The following is a 20,568-nucleotide window of genomic DNA, read 5'->3' as shown; positions in this document are numbered from 1 at the left end:
CTCTGAAAAGACCATGCAGATTTTGAAAGTATACCATTTCAGTATAAACTCCATATGAGTATGAAAACCTTCGGTTATATCGATTTAAACCTCATTGTTTCTCTAATTCACATTACAATTATAATTAAAAAGTCCCCTTATCTCTACAAGTTCATCACTTCCTGTTCAAAAGTTTCCTTGTTTCCTATCGCCTTATTACGCATCTTGCTGCGATAATTATAAATCGTTGCCAAAGAATACCCCAAGAAATGGGCAATCCGATTACTATCAGTTACTCCCAGACGGATCAAAGCAAATATACGCAATTCCGTAGTCAGCAACTCGCCCGATTTGGGATATATTCTTCCTTCCTCTACCAATAACTCATTAAAAGAAGTAATGAAATGAGGAAATAACTCCAGGAAAGACTTATCAAACTCATTATAAAAATCCTTCCGTTCATCTCGTATGAACTGCTCGGATTTAATCGCTTTAAACAAATCGTCTATACGGGAGGCCATTGCCAGTTTCGCCAAAGAACGACGATAAAACTCCAACTTGTCCAGATAAATCACACACCTGTCCAAATAACGAGCAATGTATACTTCCTTGATCTTCCCCGTCTGTGCCAACTCAGCATTTACTTCCTGCATCTGTTGATTAGCCAGACTCAGATTACGGCGCATCACTGACAATTTCTTCATCCATCGGTACAGATAAAAAATAGCAGCAAGCAAAAATAAAGAAAGTAAACTGACACTGATTAAAAGAGTACGGGAAATCTGCCTCTCTTTCTCTTCTTTCAATTTATATGCTTTATCAATAATAGGAAAGAACTGCGTTACCTCAATAAACCGCAAACGGGCATTACAGGCTACCGCATCCTCCATTGAACAATTCAAATACTTATAGGCACGATCCAAATCACCTACCTCATACATCAGTTGAGCCAATTTCTGTAAGGATGCATATTCACGAATAGACGATTTCAAATCTGTAATAGCGGTCAAGGCCAGATAATAAATTTCTTTCTGAATATCTCCCCGCATATCGTAAGCCTCGGATAAAGTATAATAAATATACCCTTTTTGCCGTTCATCCGGCGTTTCTTTCAATAGGTCCGACAATATAACCAAAGCAGAATCCACCTTGCCATTAATAATCTTTTTCTCGGCCCATACAATGCTCCTGTCTACACAAGGATCAGTAGCAATAAGAATAGAATCCCTGTAAGCATCGGTCTTTTTCAAATATTTCACTTTTTCGGCATCATTGGTGGTATAATCGGCCACCCAACCATAATAAGCCCGATAGGTCCGGTAATAATAAGCCAAAGTCTCCCGTTCCAATTCCAACGGGTCTACCCGCTCCAATTGTTCCAAAGCCTCGTTATACATTCCCATCACCCCCATCACCTCGGCACGGTTAATGACAATCTCATTCTTTAACTCCGGATGATTCAACAGAGGCAACAAATTCATTTTTCCATTAATATAATACAATGCGGAATCAGCTTGATAATGCAGATAAGCGTTAAACAAAGAACCGCAAAGTTCATATTTCTCCCTATTATCTTTAGAACGGTGAAGACGTTGCTTTAAATCCACAATCTCTTTTTCCTTCTGCACATGACAAGCGGTCTTATTATCTATGACCCGATCCAACCTTTTCAACACTTCTTCATTGCTGTTTTTATCAGCAAACAAAGGAGTTGTCAAAGTCAACAAAAACAATATAAAGAAATAGGTTACATTCTTCATCTTATATACTTATTATAGATTCACAAATATATAAATATAAGTAATTAGAATAAAGTTTTTCAACGAAAATATTTTCATTGACGTTTATATTTTCAGCAATACAGCAAAGACAAATATTCCTAATTATCAATAAGTTGAGTCTATAAAACATTTATATTTTTATTCTAGTACTCAAATCTCAGCTATTCCACTCCTACATTTGCAACATCCAAATGAAATGAAGATATAAACACTAATTTCTATATATTATGAAAAGAACATTCGCACTTATGGCATTACTCGCGTTATTCGGTTTGCAACACACAGTGTCCGCAGCCATAATTAAAAAAGTAGCCCCAACCTTCTGGTGGGCGGATATGAAGAATCCCGAACTACAGGTCCTACTGTATGGCGACAATATTTCTTCCAGTGATGTAAGCATCTCTTCTAAAGACATTCTTCTGAAAGATGTTGTGAAACAAGAAAATCCCAATTACTTAATCTTATATATGGATTTATCGGAAGCTACTCCGCAGACTTTTCATATTACACTGAAACAAGGTAAAAAGCAAACTGTTGTGCCATATGAAATAAAACAGCGTAAGGCAGATGCTTCCAACGTGGAAGGCTTCAACTCAGGTGACGTATTATATCTGATTATGCCAGACCGCTTCGCCAACGGAAATCCCTCGAACGATGTCGTACCGGAAATGTTGGAAACAAAGGTAGACCGTAACGATCCGTTCGCCCGTCACGGGGGCGACCTCGCAGGTATTGAAAATAATCTGGATTATCTCTCCAACTTGGGAGTTACGGCAATCTGGCTGAACCCCATACAGGAAAATGACATGAAAGAAGGATCCTATCATGGCTATGCCATTACCGATTATTATCAAGTAGACCGCAGATTAGGTAGCAATGAAGAATTCTGCAAGCTGGTAGAACAAGCACACAGCAAAGGAATGAAAGTTGTTATGGACATGATTTTCAACCATTGTGGCAGCGAAAACTATCTTTTCAAAGATATGCCTTCCAAAGACTGGTTCAATTTTAAAGGAAACTACACACAAACTTCTTATAAAACAGCGAGTGTACAGGATATCCACGCTTCTGATTATGAACGCAAGATAGCCGTAGACGGATGGTTTACAGAATCAATGCCCGACTTGAACCAACGCAACCGCCATGTAGCCCGCTATTTGATCCAAAGCAGTATCTGGTGGATAGAATATGCAGGGATTAACGGCATCCGTCAAGACACACATCCTTACGCAGATTTCGACATGATGTCAGAATGGTGTAAAGCCGTGACCGATGAGTACCCTGATTTCAACATAGTAGGTGAAACTTGGTTGAACAGTAATGTGCTGGTTTCTTTCTGGCAGAAAGACAGCAGACTGGCTGCTCCCAGAAACTCCAATCTCCGTACCGTGATGGATTTCCCGCTGATGGAACAAATGAACAAAGCCTTTGACGAAGAAACAACTGACTGGAACGGCGGATTATATCGTCTTTACGATTATCTTACTCAGGATTTGGTATATGCAGATCCGATGAATCTGCTCGTTTTCCTTGATAACCATGATACTTCACGCTTTTATTTAAATGAAGAAGCCACGCAAAATATTGACCGCTACAAACAAGCACTTGTATTCCTGCTGACCACACGTGGCATTCCCCAGATTTATTATGGGACAGAAATTCTGATGGCTGCAGATAAAGCCAATGGCGACGGTCTGTTACGTTGTGATTTCCCCGGAGGTTGGAAAAATGACCCACGCAACTGTTTCAATGAGGCTAACCGTACTCCGCAGCAAAATGAAGCCTTTACTTATATGCAGAAATTACTCCAATGGAGAAAAGGGAATGAAGTCATAGCCAAAGGCAGATTGAAACACTTCGCTCCCAACAAAGGAATTTACGTTTATGAACGAAAATACGGAAACAAATCGATAACGGTTCTCATGAATGGAACAGACAAAACGCAAACCATAAACCTGACTCCATACAAAGAAGTACTTCCAACAACATCAACCCATGATGTTTTAACGGATCAAAATATCGACTTGAATAAAAACCTAACACTTCCGGGGCGTGGAATGCTAGTTTTAGAATTTTAAAACAACCAGTAAAAGCTTATAATTTAATACCAGTACATATTATGAATTTAAAAAAGAATCTTTCACTTATCGCATTTCTCTGTATCTCATTCATTGCAAATGCACAACAAAAACTGAATTCTCCGGATGGTAATCTGGAGATGACATTTACTCTAGATGGTCAGGGCACTCCCACGTATGAACTGACCTATAAACAAAAGGAAGTTATCAAACCCAGTAAATTGGGGTTGGAATTAAAAAAAGAAGACGCAAACGCCAAAACCGACTTCGAATGGACTGATAAAAAAGACATAGACAAACTGGACATCAAGACAAACCTTTATAACGGTTTCGAGATAAAGGATGTCCGGACATCTACCAACGATGAAACATGGCAGCCGGTATGGGGAGAAGAAAAGGAAATCCGTAACCATTATAATGAATTGGCGGTCACATTGAACCAGCCTGCCAATGACAGATTTATAATCATCCGTTTCCGCCTGTTCAACGACGGTCTGGGTTTCCGCTATGAATTTCCGCAGCAGAAGGACTTGAACTATTTCGTGATCAAAGAAGAACATTCACAATTTGCCATGGCAGGTGACCACACCGCTTACTGGATTCCGGGAGATTATGACACACAGGAATATGACTATACCGTTTCCCGCCTGTCGGAAATCAGAGGATTGTTTTCAAAGGCTTATACGGAGAACTCCTCGCAAACCGCATTCAGCCCCACCGGTGTACAAACTGCCCTGATGATGAAAACAGACGACGGTCTGTACATCAATCTGCACGAAGCAGCTTTGATAGACTATGCCTGCATGCACCTCAACCTGGATGACAAGAACATGATTTTCGAATCATGGCTGACTCCGGATGCACAAGGTGACAAAGGATATATGCAGACTCCCTGCACTTCACCATGGCGTACCGTCATCGTCAGTGATGATGCCCGCAACATTCTTGCCTCACGCATTACGTTAAACCTGAACGAACCTTGCAAAATAGCAGACACTTCCTGGATCAAGCCTGTGAAATACATCGGTGTGTGGTGGGATATGATTACGGGAAAAGGCTCATGGGCTTACACGGACGACTTATCCAGTGTAAAACTGGGTGAAACAGATTACAACAAAACAAAACCTAACGGCAAACACTCTGCCAACACTGCCAACGTAAAACGTTACATTGATTTTGCAGCAGAGCATGGATTCGACCAAGTATTGGTAGAAGGCTGGAATGAAGGTTGGGAAGACTGGTTCGGAAAAAGCAAAGATTATGTGTTTGATTTTGTAACTCCCTATCCCGACTTCAATGTGAAAGAACTTCAAAGCTACGCTGCAAGCAAAGGCGTAAAACTGATGATGCATCATGAAACTTCGGCTTCTGTACGTAACTATGAACGCCACATGGACCAGGCATACCAATTCATGGTAGACAACGGATATAATTCTGTAAAAAGTGGCTATGTAGGCAACATTATTCCACGTGGCGAACACCACTATGGACAATGGATGGATAACCACTATCTGTATGCGGTGAAAAAAGCAGCGGACTACAAAATCATGGTAAACGCCCACGAAGCTGTACGCCCTACCGGAATATGCCGCACCTATCCCAACCTGATCGGTAACGAATCGGCACGCGGAACTGAATATGAATCATTTGGCGGTAACAACGTAAACCATACTACCATCTTGCCTTTCACACGATTAATAGGTGGTCCGATGGACTACACTCCGGGTATCTTTGAAACCCGCTGTAACAAAATGAATCCTACCAACAATTCACAGGTACGTTCTACTTTGGCACGCCAACTGGCCCTGTATGTAACAATGTACAGCCCATTACAAATGGCTGCCGACATACCTGAAAACTATGAACGCTTCATGGATGCCTTCCAATTCATAAAAGATGTAGCCATTGACTGGGATGAAACCAAATATCTGGAAGCCGAACCGGGAGACTATATTACCATTGCCCGCAAAGCTAAAGGAACCAACGACTGGTATATCGGCTGTACGGCAGATGAGAACGGTCATTCTTCAAAACTGATATTTGATTTCCTTGATCCGGACAAAAAATACATCGCAACTGTATATGCAGACGCAAAAGATGCCGACTGGAAAGATAATCCGCAGGCATATACCATCCGTAAAGGCATTGTGACCAACAAAAGCAAACTGAACTTACACGCAGCAAGCGGTGGTGGTTATGCAATCAGCATTAAAGAGGTAAAAGATAAATCAGAATTAAAAGGTATTAAGAGATTATAGAAACTGTTTTAATGGAAGACGCTAACATTAATCCTCATAAAATATAGTCAGATGAGCTATAGACAGTTCACATACAGTTATATTTCCGAGACAGACTAAATTATATATTACATTATGAATCAGATGTATACAATTCATCTCAATACTAAATCTTTTATATTTTTATTCTTGTCTCTAAAATCAGTCTATAAGACAGCTACATTTGCGACAAACAAAATGAGGATTATTGTTAGCTAACAGCTAATAATTCCAAAAGGTAAAAACTATATACTATAACAAAGATTATTTGAAAAAACAGTTTTCAATAGGTGTTTTTGACTGAGAATATAAACTTAAAATAATTATTTAACTTTAAATTTAAAGACATGAAAAGAAACTTGATGTTCAAGGTCCTACTAATGTTAGTTATAGGATGCTTCTTGTCCATAGACGCATTTGCCCAGCAAATAACCGTCAAAGGACTTGTAAAGGACACAGCAGGCGAGCCAATTATCGGTGCCAATGTTGTGATAAAAGGAACAACCAATGGTACTATCACCGATTTTGACGGTAATTTCCAGTTGAATGCCAATAAAGGTGATATAATTGTCATTTCGTTTATCGGATACCAACCTCAAGAAGCACAGGCAGCCGCTTCTATGAATATTATATTAAAAGATGATACGGAACTTCTGGACGAAGTGGTTGTCATCGGATACGGTTCTGTGAAGAAAGATGACCTAAGCGGTTCTGTGGTAGCTATCAAAGCAGAAGAGATGAACAAAGGTGCTGTTACTTCCCCTCAAGAACTGATTATGGGTAAAGTTCCGGGACTTTCTGTCAGTCAAGGTGACGGTGCTCCCGGTGCCGGTTCAACAATTCGTATCCGTGGCGGCGCATCATTAAATGCCAGCAATGACCCACTTATCGTTATCGATGGAATCCCTGTTTCAAATGATGCTGCTCCAGGCACTCCCAATGCACTTGCCACCATTAACCCTAATGATATTGAAACTTTCACTGTTTTGAAAGATGCTTCGGCGACAGCCATTTACGGTTCGCGCGCTTCGAATGGAGTTATTATCATCCAAACCAAGAAAGGAACACAAGACAAAATAAAAGTTAGCTACTCAGGAACTTTCACAGCAAAAGACCCTTATAAACGTATAGAAACATTGGATGCACAATCATTCCGCGAAGTAATGCAGGCTCAATATCCGGAAGGAACCGCACAGTCGGCAGACATCCAACGGATTCTGAACGTATACCCCAACCAAAGCACCGATTGGCAAGATGCTATTTATCAGACAGGATTAAGTACAGACCAAAACATCGGAATTGCAGGAAAAGCAGGATTTATGCCTTTCCGTATCTCTTTAGGTTATAATACAGAAAAAGGTACGCTAAAGACTTCTAAATATGAGCGTTATACCGGTGCTGTCAATCTAAGTCCTAAATTTTTCGACAACCACCTGAGTGTAGACATCAATGTAAAAGGTACCATCAATAAAAACCGATTTGCAGATTCCGGTGCTGTAGGTGCCGCTGCCTTTTTTGACCCTACCAAACCCATTTACGATGAAGAAAACCGATACAATGGCTATTGGAACTGGGGAATAGTACAAGGAGCACAAGCCGATCTGGCAACTCAGAATCCATTGTCTTTATTATACGATAGAAACAATCACGGTACAACCAAACGTAGTTTGGGTAATATTCAATTGGACTATAAGATACATGGTCTGGAAGACTTACATGCCAACTTGAATTTAGGTTATGACGTAGCAAAGACAACCGGTCGTAATTTTGTAAATTCCAATTCGGTTCAAAGTTCACTAGATAAAACATTTACCGGTTTAGGACAAGGTAATACTTGGAACAATCTGCGTCGTAACCACCTGCTGGACTTCTACATGAACTATGCAAAAAACATAGAATCCATCAAAAGTAATTTCGATATAATGGCAGGTTATTCCTGGCAACATTTCTATTATGCCAATCATGACATCACCTATTCAAACCCTACAGAGGACTTAGGTGCAAAAGAAGGATATACCTATGATGCAAACGAACGGCATTACATCCGTGATGACCACCGTCGCATTCCATATGAGAACTATCTTATTTCATTCTTCGGGCGTTTAAATTACAATTTCATGGACCGCTATTTGCTGACTGCCACTTTACGTCGTGACGGTTCTTCACGATTCAGTGAAAACAATCGTTGGGGACTTTTCCCTTCAGCCGCCTTAGCTTGGACCATCAGTAATGAACCCTTTATGAAAGCTACAGAAAATGTGCTTTCCAAATTAAAATTACGCTTAGGATATGGTGTCACCGGACAACAGGAAATTGGAGATTATCAATATATCACATCCTATTCATTCAGCACTAACCCTAATACCACCTATTTAGGAACTACGCTTTTGAAGCCAAACGGTTACAGTCCTGATTTAAAATGGGAACAAACAACTACATACAATGTAGCCATCGACTTCGGATTCTTAAATAACCGTATCAACGGTAGTATCGAATATTATCAGAAACATACAAAAGACTTGTTAAACACCATCAGTGCCGCAGCAGGAACGAATTTTATCAACTTGATTACCGCTAATGTAGGCAAAATGAAAAATAAAGGTGTGGAAGCCAATGTAAATGCTATAGCTATCCAAAGCAAAGACTTCACATGGGAGGTAGGCTATAATATCACTTGGAATGATAGCAAGATTACCAAGCTGACTACCACTTTCAATCCCGACTACCAAGGTATTGATGCCGGCACAAACCAAAAACACCAAGTAGGTGAAATGCCCGGAACATTCTATTTATACCAACAAGTATACGATGAAAACGGCAAGCCTATCCAAAATGCATTTGTAGACCGGAACAATGACGGACAAATTACCGAAGCCGACCGTTATCTGACACACAAAAGCCCGATGGCTAAAGTATATATGGGTTTCAGTTCTCAGTTCAGTTACAAGAAATGGGATCTGGGCTTTAATCTCCGTGCTAACTTTGGCAATTATGTATACAATGGCGTGGCATCAGGCAATAGCACTTCCAACAACTATGGTGGAAAGGGATTTGTTACAAACCTTTATAACGGTTTTCAAGACACTGGCTTTACCTTGCTGAATACCAGCGAACAAATGGCCAGCGACTATTTTCTGGAAAATGCTTCATTCTTGAAGATGGACAACATTACATTAGGCTATTCTTTCCAAAATCTGTTTGCAGCCAAACTATCAGGACGTATCAGCGCATCTGTCCAAAATGTATTTACTATCTCAAAATATAGTGGATTAGACCCGGAATGTGGAGCGATAGATTCTAACATCTGGCCACGTCCCCGCACATACACTATAGGTTTGAATCTTAACTTTTAATGAGAATTACGTATGAAAACAAGAAAATATATCTATACAACTCTGGCAACTTGCCTGTTTGTTTTTTCAAGTTGTCTCAATGATTTGGATGTCTTACCTTTGGATCCCACAGTGGAAACAGCAGACAAGGCTTATACCGATGCGGAAAGCTACACTAAAGGACTTCATAAAATATACTCAGTTTGGGCATTATCCGGACAAGACGGTAGCAGCAGTTCAGACATTTCAGGCCTTGATGCAGGAAATACTGCACTATTACGCTGCTGGTGGACTTTACAAGAACAGCCCACCGATGAAATGAAGAACGCATGGAATGATGCATGGTGCACAGAAGTAAACTATATGACATGGACTACCAATAAAGTGGAACCCATTGAAGGGGTTTATCAACGCTGCATGTATATAGTGGCACTGGTAAATGAGTTCTTAAAGAACATTCCCAACGCGCCCGAAAGCATTGACAAAGAAAGTTATATTGCACAAGCCCGCTTTAACCGTGCTTTTGCCTATTATGTCTTGATGGATATGTTTGCATTGCCTCCATTCATCACTGAAAAGAACTATTCCATAGAACCTGCCCCACTGTCTAGAGAAGACCTGTTCAATTGGATAGAAGCAGAATTAAACGAAATCAAGCCCAATCTGCCCTCTCCACGCTCCGAATACGGAGTAGCAGACCAAGCTGTTGCCAGCGCTTTGTTGGCACGTATGTATCTTAATGCAGAAATTTATACCGGTAAAGCACGATATACCGAATGCATTAATGCATGTAACGAAGTGATCAAAGCAGGGTATCAGCTGGCAGACAACTATGCTGATTTATTCAAAGCAGACAATGGCGAGAATCCGGATACCAAAAAAGAAATAATCTATCCTATCATCTTTGATGGGGATAAGACTCAATCATGGGGTATGGCTGCCATTATCATCGGAGCCAGAGGAGCTGAAGACAAAGATGTTTTACTAGCACACAGCGGAGTAGATCAAGGCTGGGCAGGGTTCCGCGCAACAAGCAACCTGGTTCATCTCTTTGATTTTCAAAATGATGAAGAGCCCAAAGCTTCTGAGATTCAAGATAAACGTGGTATTTTTTATGATAAAGGACGCTCTATCGACATTACTTCCAGTGTATCCGGAACTTTTGAAACTGAAGGATGGAGTGTATTCAAATTCAGCAATTTAAACAGTAACGGGCAACCGGGAAAAAATACGTTATGGGTAGATACTGATTTCCCGATGTTCCGTTTGGGAGATATTTACCTGATGTATGCAGAAGCCGTAGCACGCGGTGGAGAAGGAAGTAAGGCTAGTGCCGTTGAATATATCAACGCCCTTCGCAAACGTGCCTATGGAGATGACAAACACAACATTTCCGAGAATTGGTTAGAGGAAAACAATTTCCGTAATTTGTTGGATGAACGCGGACGTGAATTATATTGGGAAGGCATCCGCCGTACAGATTTAGTACGTTTCGATCTGCTTACCTCCGGCTCCTATACATGGGATTTCAAAGGAGGAATCAATACCGGAGTAGGAGTGAACAAGAGATATAACGTGTATCCCATACCTGTTACCGATCTGACCGTAAACGGTAACTTACAACAAAATGAAGGTTATTAATCAATAAGTACATCATCATGAAATTCATAAAAAGCATATCAACTTCTATTTTTACCTTATTACTTTGTACTGCTTGTGAAAGTGATTTGGAACAAGTGACATATAGTTCGGAAAATGCCATCCCGTCTACCTTGTCATCCTTGAATGACAATTATATACTGGAATCAAAAAATGCTTCCCAAGAGGCATTCACCCTTACCTGGAGCCATCCGGATTTAGGCTATCAAGCAAGCGTTATCAATTCGTTGGAAATGGATGTTAAAGACAAAAATTTTGCCAATAAAGTAATTTTAGCCTCATCCAAAACTGATGTATCACATACTATCACTGTCAGTGACCTGAACAGCAAAATCATGGCCCTGCTGAAAGTCTACGAAATGGAAACAGCACCGATAGGAATCGAATTTCGGATCTCGTCTTCTATCTCAGCGGCTGCCGATACACTGTATTCCAACATTGTTTCAACCACCATCACTCCATATGAAGGTGAGCCGGAATATCCGGCAATCACACTCCGTGGAAGTTATAATGGCTGGGATTTCACCAAAAGCCAAAAAGTATATTCGGTAAATTCTGATAATATATACGCCGCTATGGTGTACTTCGACGGCAAAGCAGCCGATGGCTGGAAATTCTGCGGTACGGAAGACTGGAGTACGGACAATTGGGGAGCTCCGGAAAGTATGACACCCGAACAATCTCCCGTTACTTTAGTATCCGGTAATGGAGGGGACATTAAAGCATACAGCAAAAACAGCTATTATTTAGAATTCAATAATACCACAGGAGAATTGAAAGTTTCCAAACCTCACAATTCATGGGGGATTGTAGGAGACCACAATAGCTGGGGAAGCGGTGACACAATGATGACACTGGAAACCGAAACGGACGAAAACAACAAATTTCAGTATTATTTAAAAGCTACCCTAGATATGTCCGCCGGTAATAAATGGAAAATACGCCCTGAGGAGAAATGGGAAGACGATATAGCTCCCGGAGCTGTAGAAGGTGAGTTTGAAGACGCCGGTGATGGTAATTTTAAAGTTTCAGAAGCCGGTAACTATACCATCAAGTGGTACTTCAATAAAGTAACTCCCAAAATCATTGTTGTAAAAAACAAATAAGACTGTTTTTTAAGATTATTCCTTATGAGGTTGTGCCAGCATTTTGACACAACCTCAAGTTTTACTGTATGCAGACGTACTGGTACTCTGTAAAAAGACTTTAACTATACAGCAACAATGCCTTAGCTCACGGCATGAAATACAACGGCATACAACCGTATATGACAAGGGTTATTGGAGATATCAAAACACCGGAATAGAATAAACCAACCCGACAGAAATACGTTGCGTGTCCGGACTCGTGCTTCCCAAAGCCTGCGCACGCCGGGTCAAATGATGCCCTTTATATAAAAGATGGGCAAAGATAAGCAGTTCACTATTACGCATCGGGAAATATTCCACACACGCCTGCGCATTCCATGTAGTACGATAAAGCCCTTTCTCAAAATGCCCGTTTGCTTTATAAATGCCTGCCCTCTCATAAGCGCCTTTCAAATAAAGATTCCAATTGGGATGAACGCGATAGTCAAAGTTTACCACGGTACTAAAGTATTCCGCATTCTGCGCCGTGGACGGAGCTGTTAAAACAGGACCTTGCAAATCACTGATAATGCCTTTGCTATCCAGCCCTTCACGAGAATACATTAAATCAATATAAGCAATAACAGGGCCTTTCTCATAAATATTACCCGCCGTAAAACAACAAAGATTCTTACCTTCCGCCAGCTGCCCATATGAGGCCGCATATCGTAATTGTACCGCGTTATCAAAGAAGAACCCGTTCCAATTGACTGTTGACAGAACAGGAACTTTAGCTTTTTCCACTCCTTGCGGCAAACCGTAAAGATAGGTTTCATCATTTTCTCCACTACGGTTATTTACTACCTGAAGCACCAACTCATTGGTGGATGACAGATTGAATCTTCCCGCCACTCCTGCCTGATAACAACTGATGTTATCATTAAACTCACTATACTCGCGGACTTTGATGGCATTGACATAATATTCATAGCCACCCAAAGCGATATCTTGTTTTCCGGCAGTCAACGTGAATTTATCAGACATTTTCCAATTCACCAAAGCATACTCAATGGAAGAGGACAAATTATCCAACGAGTGGGGATTGCTGTATTTATTAAACGACTGACGGAAATGATAAGAAAATTGTTTACTGAAAGAACCTAATATCTCTAGTTTTACACGATTCAGTTTAAAAGAGGCATCCTCTAAATCTCCTTCAATAAAGTTGGCAACTCCCGAAGTGGAGAATTGCAGGTTCATGTGTGCCGAAAGATTCGGATTGCTATTAGGAAACAAACGTCCCACCAAACTACGGATAGAATCATCCGGACTGATTAACGGCTGTTCTTGCGCCTTCAAAGTCAATACGACGCATAATAAGATACAGCATGACAAGAGTAGTCTTTTCATGGGGTATTTTCGTAGTATTAAATTTCGGTTAATGTAATAAATCAGGGATAATAAAAACCGAAGATGCTTAAATCATTCCTCTTTTCTTCAATTCTTCTGCCGCAACCTCCAGCTCTTTATACCATTCTTCACCAAATTTCCGCACCAACGGCTCCTTTAAGAACTTGTATACAGGAAGGTTCTCTTTTTTTCCCAATAACACGGCGGCTTTACATACATCCCAACGATGATAATTCACTGCTTTATAAGGGCCATAATCACCTATACGGATGGGATAAAGATGACAAGAGATTGGTTTATAGAAATCGGTCTTACCTGCCCGGAAGGCTTTCTCGATGGCACAATAACAATACCCTTTCTCGTCATAACAGGTAAATACACAATCTTTCTGATTGACGATGGAAGTTACCAAATCGCCCTCTTCATCTGTATAAACCACTCCCTGCTTATCAATCACCGTCCGTGCCTCGGGTGAAAGCTCGTCCCAAATAACAGGAAGCACCTCTTCCAGTTTTTCCACTTCATCCAATTCCACCGGTGCACCGGCATCTCCCTCTATGCAGCACTCACCTTTGCAGGCATCGAGATTACAAAGAAATTTCTCACGAAACACATCAAGGGAGATTACAACATCATCTATCTGTATCATCTCTTATTAAATTAAAATGTCATTCCGGACAAAGTGACGAATCCATGCTTCATTACAGATTCCTCACCTTGTTCAGAATGACAAATAAATATACTTTCTACATTATTTTATCAAATCCCGTCCGGTCATGTCGGCAGGCTGGGGCATGCCCAAAATGTGCAAGATAGAAGGAGCAACATCTGCCAATACACCATTTTCCACTTTAGCATTCTTGTTCTCTGTTACATATACAAATGGAACAGGGTTCAAAGAGTGAGCCGTATTAGGTGTACCATCTTCATTCAGTGCATGGTCGGCATTACCGTGGTCGGCAATAATGATTACTTCATAATCATTAGCCTTGGCAGCTTCCACTGTATCTTTCACGCACTCGTCAATAGCCTTCACTGCTTTTTCAATAGCGTCATAGATACCTGTATGACCTACCATATCACCATTAGCGTAATTCACGACAATGAAATCGAATTTCTGGGTCTTGATGGCTTCTACCAATTTATCCTTCACTTCATAAGCACTCATCTCAGGCTTCAAGTCGTAAGTAGCCACTTTCGGAGATGGAACCAAGATACGCTCTTCGGCATCATACGGAGTTTCACGACCACCATTGAAGAAGAAAGTCACGTGAGCATACTTTTCCGTTTCTGCAATGTGTAACTGAGTCTTACCGTTAGCAGCCAGATATTCACCCAACGTATTTTGAACATTTTCCTTGTCGAACAGAATATGAACACCCTTGAAAGACGCATCATACGGAGTCATGCAATAAAACTGCAAGCCCGGAATAGTATGCATACCTTGTTCCGGCATATCCTGTTGAGTCAGCACAACAGTCAATTCCTTGGCACGGTCGTTACGGTAGTTGAAGAAGATAACCACATCACCTTCTTTGATGGTACCGTCTACGGTAGAATTATTGATCGGTTTGATGAATTCATCTGTAACACCTTCATCGTATGATTCCTGCATAGCCTGAACCATATCGGTGGCTTGCTTTCCTTTACCTTCAACCAACAGGTCGTATGCTTCTTTCACACGTTCCCAACGCTTGTCACGATCCATAGCATAGAAGCGACCAACGATAGAAGCGATTTTACCGGCTGATTTTTCACAGTGCGCAGTCAGTTGTTCGATAAAGCCTTTACCACTCTTCGGGTCTGTGTCACGACCATCCATAAAGCAGTGGATAAATGTATTTTCAATGCCATATTCTTTAGAGATATCGCAAAGTTTGAACAAATGATCGAATGAACTGTGTACACCACCGTTTGAAGTCAATCCCATAAAGTGGATGTTCTTGCCATTTTCCTTTGCGTAAGAGAAAGCGGAAACAATCTCGGGATTCTTCATTATGCTGTTGTCGGCACATGCACGGTTAATCTTTACCAAATCCTGATAAACGATACGTCCTGCACCGATATTCAAGTGTCCTACTTCGGAGTTACCCATCTGTCCGTCGGGCAAACCAACGTTCTCACCGCTAGCCTGCAATTCAGAGTGCGGATAGTTTGCCAACAGAGAATCCCAGTAAGGAGTGGGAGTGTTAAAGATTACATCGTCTTTACCTTGATCGCCGATACCCCAACCATCAAGAATCATTAAAAGGGCTTTTTTACTCATAATCTTATTTTGTTTAAAGTTTATCCTTGCTTTTTCCGGGTGCAAAGGTACAAAAAAGCCCTGTCAATGAATAATGTTTCACCTATTTTTTATAGAGGAAGTTCGATGATAAAATGCAGTCCGTCTTTAAATTCCATATCCCGAGTCAATTTTGCATTCATACGCCCGGCAATCATTTCACAAACCAGCAAAACAATATCCGGCGCACCGGCAAGACACGTCTCCCCCCTTTGTTCTGTAATGCGGTTAATATACTTCGGCAAATACTCTAATTATATTATTTGATTAGTACGTACTACACATTCTTCCGGAAATCGATATAGAAGCTTCGATTCTTGTGTTATAAAACATACCTTTTCATCTTGCTGTTTATGAATAAATTGCATTCCTTTGCATCGGGACAGTTCAGCACAGTTTGCATTGTCCGCGTAAAACCTTAAACAGTTCATGAAAGTTACCTTTGGACAGCAGACCACTAAAGTGAAACAACTGGCTGATTTACTCAGTCAGGAGATTTCCATGGGCAAATATAAATCGGACTGCACATTACCGTCCATCAACAAACTGAGCCGTGAGTATCAAGTGTCGCGGGATACGGTGTTCAAAGCATTCATTGATTTAAAAGACCGGGGAATAATAGACTCTACTCCGGGAAAAGGTTACTACGTAACCAACAAGCTTACAAACATTCTGCTTCTGCTGGACGAGTATTCTCCCTTTAAATACTCGTTATATAATAGTTTTATCAAAAAACTATCCATCAACTACAAAGTAGATTTATTGTTTCATCAATATAATGAACGACTTTTCAATACCATCTTACGTGAATCAATAGGCAGATACAATAAATACATTGTGATGAACTTCGACAATGAGAAACTATCCCCCCATCTTTACAAAATAGATTCGTCTAAGTTGCTGCTGTTGGATTTCGGGAAGTTCGATAAAAAGGATTATTCATACGTATGTCAGGATTTTGACGATTCCTTTTATCATGCATTGGCCGCATTGAAAGAGCATCTGAGAAAATATCAGAGACTAGTACTTTTATTTCCCGAAGACATCAAACACCCCCGTAGCAGTTGTCAGTATTTCAATTGCTTCTGTCAGGATTATCACATTGATTCAGCCATTGTGGAAAATACAGACCGGATACAAGTCCGTAAAGGAGAAGTATATATTGCAATCCGTCAGATAGAGGTGGTCAATATAATCAAGCAAAGCCGGACAACCGGGCTGAAATGCGGAGAAGATTTCGGACTGATAGCCTACAATGACACTCCTGCCTACGAGGTAATAGACCAAGGGATTACGGTACTCAGTATCAACTGGGAAGAGCTGGGGCGGAAAGCCGCAGAATTTGTACTAACCGGACAGGAAATAAGAACTTATCTCCCTACCGAAGTCCATTTAAGAAATTCAATTTAACAACTAAAACCTATGTATATCATGAAAAAGTATCCTAAAATCGGGATTCGTCCCACTATCGACGGTCGCCAGGGTGGTGTCCGCGAAAGCCTTGAAGACAAGACTATGAACCTGGCAAAAGCTGTTGCCGAACTGATTTCATCTAACTTGAAAAACGGTGACGGAAGCCCCGTGGAATGTGTAATAGCAGACAGCACCATCGGTCGTGTAGCCGAAAGCGCCGCTTGTGCCGAGAAATTCGAACGCGAAGGAGTAGGTGCCACCATTACCGTAACCAGTTGCTGGTGCTATGGCTCCGAAACAATGGATATGCACCCGCACTGGCCGAAAGCAGTCTGGGGATTCAACGGTACAGAACGTCCGGGAGCCGTTTATCTGGCTGCCGTATTAGCCGGACACGCACAGAAAGGACTGCCTGCATTCGGTATTTACGGACACGATGTACAAGATTTGGATGACAACACGATTCCGGCCGATGTAGCAGAAAAACTATTGCGTTTCGCCCGTGCCGCCATGGCTGTAGCCAATATGCGCGGAAAAAGCTATCTTTCTTTCGGTAGTGTCTGCATGGGTATCGCCGGCTCTATTGTCGATCCTGACTTTTTCCAGGAATATCTGGGAATACGTAATGAAAGCGTGGACGAAACTGAGATCCTGCGCCGTATGGAAGAAGGAATCTATGACCATGAAGAATATGCCAAGGCAATGGCCTGGACTGAAAAATATTGCAAGCCCAACGAAGGGGAAGACTTTAAGAACCGTCCCGAAAAGCGCAAAACCCGTGAAGAGAAGGATGCCGACTGGGAATTTATTGTAAAAATGACTATCATCATGCGTGACTTGATGGTCGGCAACCCGAAATTGCTTGAAATGGGATTCAAAGAAGAAGCTATCGGCCATAATGCCATCGCAGCCGGCTTCCAGGGGCAACGCCAATGGACTGACTGGAAACCAAACGGTGACTTCAGTGAAGCACTGCTCAACACCACTTTCGACTGGAACGGCATTCGCGAAGCATACGTTCTGGCTACCGAAAATGATGCTTGCAATGGTGTTGCCATGTTATTCGGTCACCTGCTGAGTGGCTGTGGACAGATGTTCTCCGACATCCGTACTTACTGGAGCCCCGAAGCAGTAAAACGTGTCACCGGCAAAGAACTTACCGGAATGGCTAAAAACGGTATCATCCATCTTATCAACTCTGGTGCAACCACTCTGGACGCTACCGGTGAGAGCCATAATGAAGCGGGAGAGCCCTGCATGAAGCCCAACTGGGAAATGACTGAAGCCGATGTCGAAGCTTGTCTGAAAGCTACAACCTGGTATCCGGCAGATCGCGACTATTTCCGTGGAGGCGGTTTCTCTTCCAATTTCTTGTCTAAAGGCGGTATGCCTGTCACCATGATGCGTCTTAATCTGGTAAAAGGCTTAGGCCCAGTATTGCAACTGGCAGAAGGCTGGACAGTAGATATTGATCCGGAAATCCATCAGGTACTGAACATGCGTACAGACCCCACATGGCCTACTACTTGGTTTGTACCCCGCCTATGCGACAAACCTGCATTCCGTGATGTCTATTCGGTAATGAACAACTGGGGAGCCAACCACGGCGCCATCAGCTATGGACACATCGGACAGGATTTAATAACTCTGGCATCTATGCTACGTATTCCTGTTTGTATGCATAATGTAGAAGACGACAAGATTTTCCGCCCGGCATCATGGAATGCCTTCGGTATGGATAAGGAAGGTTCCGACTACAGAGCTTGCTCAACTTACGGACCTATTTATAAATAGTTAATAAATTGAGAATTGAAAATTAAAAACAGAGAAAAGGTTATATGCCTATCCTTTTTTGTTTTCAATTCTCATTTCTTAATTTTTAATTCTCAATCTTTAATTTAAGAAATGAAAGATACAGATCAACCCATCCTGTACAAAGATGGAGTCAGCTACGTGCTACCGTTTATATTAGTCACCTGCTGCTTCGCCCTGTGGGGATTCGCCAATGATATCACCAATCCGATGGTAAAAGCATTCTCTAAAATCTTCCGGATGAGTGTCACCGATGGCGCATTGGTGCAAGTTGCCTTCTATGGCGGATATTTCGCCATGGCTTTTCCGGCAGCTATGTTTATCCGTAAATACTCTTATAAAGCCGGTATCCTGCTGGGATTGGGACTTTATGCCGTAGGAGCCTTATTATTCTTTCCCGCTAAAATGACAGGCAGCTACTATCCGTTCTTATTAGCTTATTTTATTCTGACCTGCGGACTCTCCTTCCTTGAAACCAGTTCCAACCCTTACATCTTGTCCATGGGAACAGAAGCTACCGCTACCCGACGTCTCAATCTGGCACAATCGTTTAACCCTATGGGCTCTTTACTGGGAATGTATGTAGCCATGAACTTTATCCAGGCGAAACTAAATCCGATGGATACGGCAGAACGAGCCCAACTAAACCCGGCAGAATTTGCAATGGTAAGAGATGCGGACCTGTCCGTACTGATCGCTCCTTATCTCACTATCGGAATAGTCATATTAGTTATGCTTCTAGTGATACGTTTTACCCAAATGCCCAAAAATGGTGACCAGTCTCACAGTATCAATTTCGGTCCCACACTGAAGCGTATCTTCTCCATCCATCATTACCGCGAAGGAGTGGTGGCACAATTCTTCTATGTAGGTGCGCAGATTATGTGTTGGACCTTCATCATCCAATACGGCACACGCCTGTTCATGTCACAAGGTATGGAGGAGAAAGCTGCCGAAGTACTATCACAAGAATATAATATCATCGCGATGGTTATTTTCTGTATCAGCCGTTTTATCTGTACCTTCATCTTGCGCTACCTCAATCCAGGTAAATTATTGGCCATACTTGCCATTGCGGGTTGCTGCTTCACCGCCGGAGTCATCTTCTTCCAGGATATCTGGGGTATGTACTGCCTGGTAGCTGTTTCAGCCTGTATGTCATTAATGTTCCCCACGATCTATGGCATAGCGCTTACCGGATTGGGAGATGATGCAAAGTTTGGAGCAGCCGGCCTGATTATGGCTATTTTAGGAGGTTCCGTACTTCCTCCTTTACAAGCAAGTATTATTGATATGAATACCATTTGGAATATGCCAGCCGTAAATGTTTCATTTATCCTGCCATTTATCTGTTTTGTGATAATCACTATTTATGGACATCGCTCTTATCAACGGGGAAAATATTGATATGCTGAATAAGACCATTGTAAAAAAGTGAAACGAAGAATCTGTTACGACTCATATGAATCAAACAGAT

General features: G+C 41.6%; 13 protein-coding genes. 8 read left to right on the top strand and 5 right to left on the bottom strand.

Annotated features, from left to right (window positions below; genetic code table 11):
• Nucleotides 1-143: 143 nt before the first annotated feature.
• The gene (locus BVU_RS07000) at nt 144-1,739 is read right to left on the bottom strand and encodes a DUF6377 domain-containing protein (protein WP_008668503.1); all 1,596 of its coding nucleotides are present in this window, start codon (nt 1,737-1,739) and stop codon (nt 144-146) included.
• 248 nt (nt 1,740-1,987) lie between these two features.
• Here BVU_RS07000 and BVU_RS06995 point away from each other — a divergent pair, with 248 nt between their 5' ends.
• The 5 genes from BVU_RS06995 to BVU_RS06975 all read left to right on the top strand — a co-directional run bounded on the left by BVU_RS06995 (nt 1,988) and on the right by BVU_RS06975 (nt 12,211).
• Nucleotides 1,988-3,838, top strand: a complete 1,851-nt coding sequence (locus tag BVU_RS06995) for a glycoside hydrolase family 13 protein (protein ID WP_011965162.1) — start codon at nt 1,988-1,990, stop codon at nt 3,836-3,838.
• Nucleotides 3,839-3,879: 41 nt separating this feature from the next.
• Nucleotides 3,880-6,096, top strand: coding sequence for a glycoside hydrolase family 97 protein (locus BVU_RS06990; protein WP_011965161.1), 2,217 nt, complete (start codon nt 3,880-3,882; stop codon nt 6,094-6,096).
• A 365-nt stretch (nt 6,097-6,461) separates the two neighbouring features.
• Complete coding sequence (locus BVU_RS06985) at nt 6,462-9,467, top strand: SusC/RagA family TonB-linked outer membrane protein (protein ID WP_011965160.1); 3,006 nt, start codon at nt 6,462-6,464, stop codon at nt 9,465-9,467.
• Between the two features lie 12 nt (nt 9,468-9,479).
• Complete coding sequence (locus BVU_RS06980) at nt 9,480-11,087, top strand: RagB/SusD family nutrient uptake outer membrane protein (protein WP_011965159.1); 1,608 nt, start codon at nt 9,480-9,482, stop codon at nt 11,085-11,087.
• 17 nt (nt 11,088-11,104) lie between these two features.
• Nucleotides 11,105-12,211 carry a SusE domain-containing protein gene (locus tag BVU_RS06975; RefSeq protein ID WP_011965158.1) on the top strand — a complete coding sequence of 369 codons (1,107 nt, stop codon included), beginning with the start codon at nt 11,105-11,107 and terminating at the stop codon, nt 12,209-12,211.
• 183 nt (nt 12,212-12,394) lie between these two features.
• Here the strand turns inward: BVU_RS06975 and BVU_RS06970 are convergent, their stop codons facing one another.
• From BVU_RS06970 to BVU_RS22360, 4 genes are all read right to left on the bottom strand, one after another.
• Nucleotides 12,395-13,582, bottom strand: a complete 1,188-nt coding sequence (locus tag BVU_RS06970; protein ID WP_005849642.1) for a porin — start codon at nt 13,580-13,582, stop codon at nt 12,395-12,397.
• 67 nt (nt 13,583-13,649) lie between these two features.
• A complete protein-coding gene (locus tag BVU_RS06965) occupies nt 13,650-14,231 on the bottom strand; it encodes a DUF3109 family protein (protein ID WP_008668517.1) in 582 nt (193 codons plus the stop codon).
• A gap of 102 nt (nt 14,232-14,333) precedes the next feature.
• A complete protein-coding gene (gpmI, locus tag BVU_RS06960; RefSeq protein WP_005849646.1) occupies nt 14,334-15,848 on the bottom strand; it encodes a 2,3-bisphosphoglycerate-independent phosphoglycerate mutase in 1,515 nt (504 codons plus the stop codon).
• A gap of 89 nt (nt 15,849-15,937) precedes the next feature.
• Nucleotides 15,938-16,111, bottom strand: coding sequence for a hypothetical protein (locus BVU_RS22360; protein ID WP_158303734.1), 174 nt, complete (start codon nt 16,109-16,111; stop codon nt 15,938-15,940).
• A 184-nt stretch (nt 16,112-16,295) separates the two neighbouring features.
• Between BVU_RS22360 and BVU_RS06955 the strand changes: the two genes are divergently transcribed.
• From BVU_RS06955 to fucP, 3 genes are all read left to right on the top strand, one after another.
• On the top strand, nt 16,296-17,276 hold the full coding sequence (locus BVU_RS06955) for a GntR family transcriptional regulator (protein ID WP_005838891.1): 981 nt from the start codon (nt 16,296-16,298) through the stop codon (nt 17,274-17,276).
• Between the two features lie 21 nt (nt 17,277-17,297).
• Complete coding sequence (gene fucI, locus BVU_RS06950) at nt 17,298-19,073, top strand: L-fucose isomerase (RefSeq protein ID WP_005849650.1); 1,776 nt, start codon at nt 17,298-17,300, stop codon at nt 19,071-19,073.
• Between the two features lie 111 nt (nt 19,074-19,184).
• The gene (fucP, locus tag BVU_RS06945; protein WP_008668518.1) at nt 19,185-20,498 is read left to right on the top strand and encodes an L-fucose:H+ symporter permease; all 1,314 of its coding nucleotides are present in this window, start codon (nt 19,185-19,187) and stop codon (nt 20,496-20,498) included.
• Nucleotides 20,499-20,568 lie beyond the last annotated feature (70 nt).

Source organism: Phocaeicola vulgatus ATCC 8482 (assembly GCF_000012825.1).
Classification (GTDB): Bacteria; Bacteroidota; Bacteroidia; order Bacteroidales; family Bacteroidaceae; genus Phocaeicola; species Phocaeicola vulgatus.
Note: the sequence above shows the minus strand (reverse complement) of the source record. Positions and strands in the feature narration are given on the sequence as shown.

Coding starts and splice junctions, on each gene's coding strand:
- BVU_RS07000 (WP_008668503.1), bottom strand. CDS start 1,739: ATGAAGAATGTAACCTATTTCTTTATATTGTTTTTGTTGACTTTGACA.
- BVU_RS06995 (WP_011965162.1), top strand. CDS start 1,988: ATGAAAAGAACATTCGCACTTATGGCATTACTCGCGTTATTCGGTTTG.
- BVU_RS06990 (WP_011965161.1), top strand. CDS start 3,880: ATGAATTTAAAAAAGAATCTTTCACTTATCGCATTTCTCTGTATCTCA.
- BVU_RS06985 (WP_011965160.1), top strand. CDS start 6,462: ATGAAAAGAAACTTGATGTTCAAGGTCCTACTAATGTTAGTTATAGGA.
- BVU_RS06980 (WP_011965159.1), top strand. CDS start 9,480: ATGAAAACAAGAAAATATATCTATACAACTCTGGCAACTTGCCTGTTT.
- BVU_RS06975 (WP_011965158.1), top strand. CDS start 11,105: ATGAAATTCATAAAAAGCATATCAACTTCTATTTTTACCTTATTACTT.
- BVU_RS06970 (WP_005849642.1), bottom strand. CDS start 13,582: ATGAAAAGACTACTCTTGTCATGCTGTATCTTATTATGCGTCGTATTG.
- BVU_RS06965 (WP_008668517.1), bottom strand. CDS start 14,231: ATGATACAGATAGATGATGTTGTAATCTCCCTTGATGTGTTTCGTGAG.
- gpmI (WP_005849646.1), bottom strand. CDS start 15,848: ATGAGTAAAAAAGCCCTTTTAATGATTCTTGATGGTTGGGGTATCGGC.
- BVU_RS06955 (WP_005838891.1), top strand. CDS start 16,296: ATGAAAGTTACCTTTGGACAGCAGACCACTAAAGTGAAACAACTGGCT.
- fucI (WP_005849650.1), top strand. CDS start 17,298: ATGAAAAAGTATCCTAAAATCGGGATTCGTCCCACTATCGACGGTCGC.
- fucP (WP_008668518.1), top strand. CDS start 19,185: ATGAAAGATACAGATCAACCCATCCTGTACAAAGATGGAGTCAGCTAC.